This is a genomic window from Fulvivirga aurantia, assembly GCF_009711475.1.
Taxonomy (GTDB): Bacteria; Bacteroidota; Bacteroidia; order Cytophagales; family Cyclobacteriaceae; genus Fulvivirga; species Fulvivirga aurantia.
The window spans coordinates 1-3,376 of the sequence record NZ_SMMD01000502.1 but is presented as its reverse complement, the minus strand read 5'-3'; the positions used below and the strand labels follow the sequence as shown (position 1 = coordinate 3,376).

Genomic DNA, 3,376 nt, shown 5'->3' with positions numbered 1-3,376 from the left:
GAATAAGATCCTAAGCCTTTAAATATTTCTAATACTTCAGCAGGTGTATCAGCCATTTTGGCGATAACTCCGGCTAGCAAGGCAAATACAAAAAACGGAGCAGCCTTCATGACAATGTCTACCATTTTAAGGAAAGCAGCATTGATACTATTGATGAAATCAACCACTGGTTTTGCCTGGTCTGATGGAATGAGTGCCAACGTGATACCGAAGAATATAGCAAAGAATATCACCTGTAGCATGAGCCCGTTATCAGATATAGCTAAAACAATATTTTCAGGTACCATGTCTACAATAAAAGTAAGCGGGCTTGATTCTTTAGTCTCTTGAGCTGTAGCCATCTTATCTTCTACGCCAGCCTGTTTGGCTTGTATTTCTGCCATCTCTTTGGCAGTCATGGCTTCTTCTACTACCGATTGGTATTGAGGATCGTTAATGAAACTTCTACCATCTTTTGGTTGTGGTACACCGGGTGTGTCTTCTACCCATTTCTCATAGGCAATTCTATTCTTTACCCGCTGGTCATAATCAAGAAAAGCACCTGGCTTTACAGTGTTTACAAGCAATAAGCCAATACCGACAGCTATTACAGTAGTAGTTAAATACATGCCTAAGGTTTTGGCACTCAATCGGCCTAGTTTAGACAAATCTGTAAGACTGGAAACTCCGCTGATAATTGAGAAAAGTACTAACGGTACCGCAATGTATTTTAATAATCTTATGAAGATGGTTCCGAAAGGATCAATCCAGTTAATCGTAAATTCATTCCAATCGAAATAACTCGAGACAAATGCCCAAAGAATACCGGCAACTAGTCCTAAGATTATTTTTACGTGTAGAGGTAACTTCTTCATAGATTATCTATAATATTTTAGTCGCGCAATTTAGCCGTTTGATTGATCAAATAAAAATCGGCTAGCACCAACGCAGCCATAGCTTCTACAATCGGTACAGCACGTGGCACCACACAAGGGTCATGTCGCCCTTTGCCACTTACGGTCACCGATTCACCGGCTTCATTGACACTTTCCTGATCTTTCATAATCGTAGCCACCGGTTTGAATGCTACGTTGAAGTAAATATCCTGACCATTAGAGATGCCCCCCTGGATACCACCTGAGTGGTTGGTTTTTGTTTTTATGAGGCCATCCTCTTCGTAAAACTCATCGTTATGCTCTGAGCCATTCATTTCTACTCCGGCAAATCCACTACCATATTCAAATCCTTTCACAGCATTTATACTTAGCATCGCTTTGCCAAGTTCGGCATGTAATCGATCAAAAACAGGCTCACCTAATCCTGCAGGTGTATTTTTGATCACGCAAGTGACCACTCCACCAATTGTATCCCGATTTTTTCGGGTTTCATCAATCAGCACAATCATTTTTTCTGCCACCTCACCATCAGGGCATCTTACGATGTTGTCTTCTGTTTTATTAAGGTCTAATGAGGTGTAATGTGGAGTTTCTATTTTTCCAACTTTAGAAACATAAGCAGTGATGCTTATATCGAGCTGTTTTAGTAATTGTTTGGCCACAGCCCCTGCCGCTACCCGGGCAGCTGTCTCTCTGGCACTACTTCTGCCACCGCCTCTATAATCGCGAATGCCATATTTTTCCTGATAGGAAAAGTCTGCATGCGATGGGCGATATTTATCTGCTATATGAGAGTAATCTTTACTTTTAGCGTTGGTATTTCTGATGAGCAATGCGATGGGTGTGCCGGTAGTTTTGCCTTCAAATACACCAGACAAAATTTCGAATTCATCAGCTTCTTTACGCTGGGTCGTAATTTTTGATTGTCCGGGTTTTCTTCTTGTAAGCTCAGCTTGTATAAAAGTTTCGTCAATCGTTAATCCTGCCGGGCAACCATCGATAGTCACTCCTATTGCCGTGCCATGAGATTCTCCGAAAGTTGTAATTCTAAAAAGAGTGCCAAATGAATTGCCCAAGGTGTAAGGGGTTTAATTTTTGAATATGATAAATACTGAAGCGCCCAACATACCTAAAATAAGGATGTTAGCAAAGATTTTTACCCACTCAAACTGGTTTGTACTGCTGAGCGTATTGTCTTCGAAGGTTATCCGATCGTAAAAGCTACCCAAATCATTTGACTGGATGCTTTCATTTTTCTTGCTTTCTCCTGTTACAATAAGTTTTTTGGTCGACCGTAGCGTATCGTATTTGTTGTATCTCGGGTTGAAAAATACCCACTCGAAATAATCTCCCAAATTATACTCACCGGGCTCTTTTGGTATACCAAAGTATGCGTATGACTTAGAGCCTGTAACTCTTCCGTTTCTTCGATTTATATTCTGAGTCACATTAGGGTCATAAAAGTCAAAATTATCTCCTCCATCTACTGCAGGCTGCTGTACTGATGAAATATTTCCTTCGCCATAAATATTAAACTCGTAAGAAAAACTTTTACCGGTTTCTAATTCGTTCGCATTTACCCTTTCGTCAAGCAGATAATCACCAACCGCTACAACATCTTTAAGTGGATGAGGAGGTAGTGGTTTTACGCGCACTGTTTTATTTTGCGTATAAAATGTCTTAAAATCTTCTTGTCTATTTCTGCCAAAAAAAGAAGGGTTTTTAGCCACCTTATATTTAATCATTTCCAAGCCTACTTGTGGAAACTTGATGTTTTCGGCATTCAGCGGATAGAAAACTCCCTGATAAACTTTGTATTGGGTGTAGCGCTTGCCTCCGAGAGTTACAGACTCTCCATTAATATTTTCGATGTTGAAGTTTTCTTCCCAGCAGTTTTCCGGCCTTACTTTTTTCAAAATATCGGATAACTGTTTGCCGAGCTCATGAAACTGTAGGGGAGCTCTGTTATTGTCGGCAACGTAAAATGATAGCGTAGTAGTCACTCCTTCTCCTACATACACTTCTTCCTTGTTTGTGGTGAGTGCAAAAAAGGCTTCTTCTTTTACATCTACAAACTCCGTTTCGTCAGAGTTTCTATCTCCAAAAGGATCGTGATCGAATAAGCTTTTAAACGGGTCTCTGCGTTGCTGCCGCTGCACAGCTGCTCCTACCTTTACCTGCTTGCCGTCAGAGCCGATGAGTTTATCATTCACTTTCATTCTAAAAGAAGGAACGGTAAAAGTGCCCTGTCTTGTAGGCGCATAATTCATCGTGATACTTTGAGAAGATGAAATTTGCCCATTGATGATTTGGGTACTCGATGATGATGAAGTGCCTCGCTTTTGAAACCCTTCTATATCAGGAAAATCACCGTAGCTTTTTAGGCGTTCGTTTTTTACCGTAAGGGTGATGGTCCAGGATTGGTTTTCACCAATTTCATCGGGGCCGAGTTCTATAGAAATTTCCTGAGCTGCTAGAGGAATAATGCTGCCTGCGAAGGC

The 3,376-nt window shown here is 40.9% G+C and carries 3 protein-coding genes; all 3 read right to left on the bottom strand.

What is annotated here, in order from left to right; genetic code table 11:
• Window positions 1-854: dicarboxylate/amino acid:cation symporter (locus E1176_RS03665; RefSeq protein ID WP_155209218.1), on the bottom strand; the 854-nt coding region annotated here is incomplete at its 3' end.
• A 17-nt stretch (window positions 855-871) separates the two neighbouring features.
• On the bottom strand, window positions 872-1,951 hold the full coding sequence (gene aroC / locus E1176_RS03660; protein ID WP_155209217.1) for a chorismate synthase: 1,080 nt from the start codon (window positions 1,949-1,951) through the stop codon (window positions 872-874).
• Window positions 1,952-1,963: 12 nt separating this feature from the next.
• On the bottom strand, window positions 1,964-3,376 hold a 1,413-nt coding region (locus tag E1176_RS03655; RefSeq protein WP_155209216.1), incomplete at its 5' end, for a BatD family protein.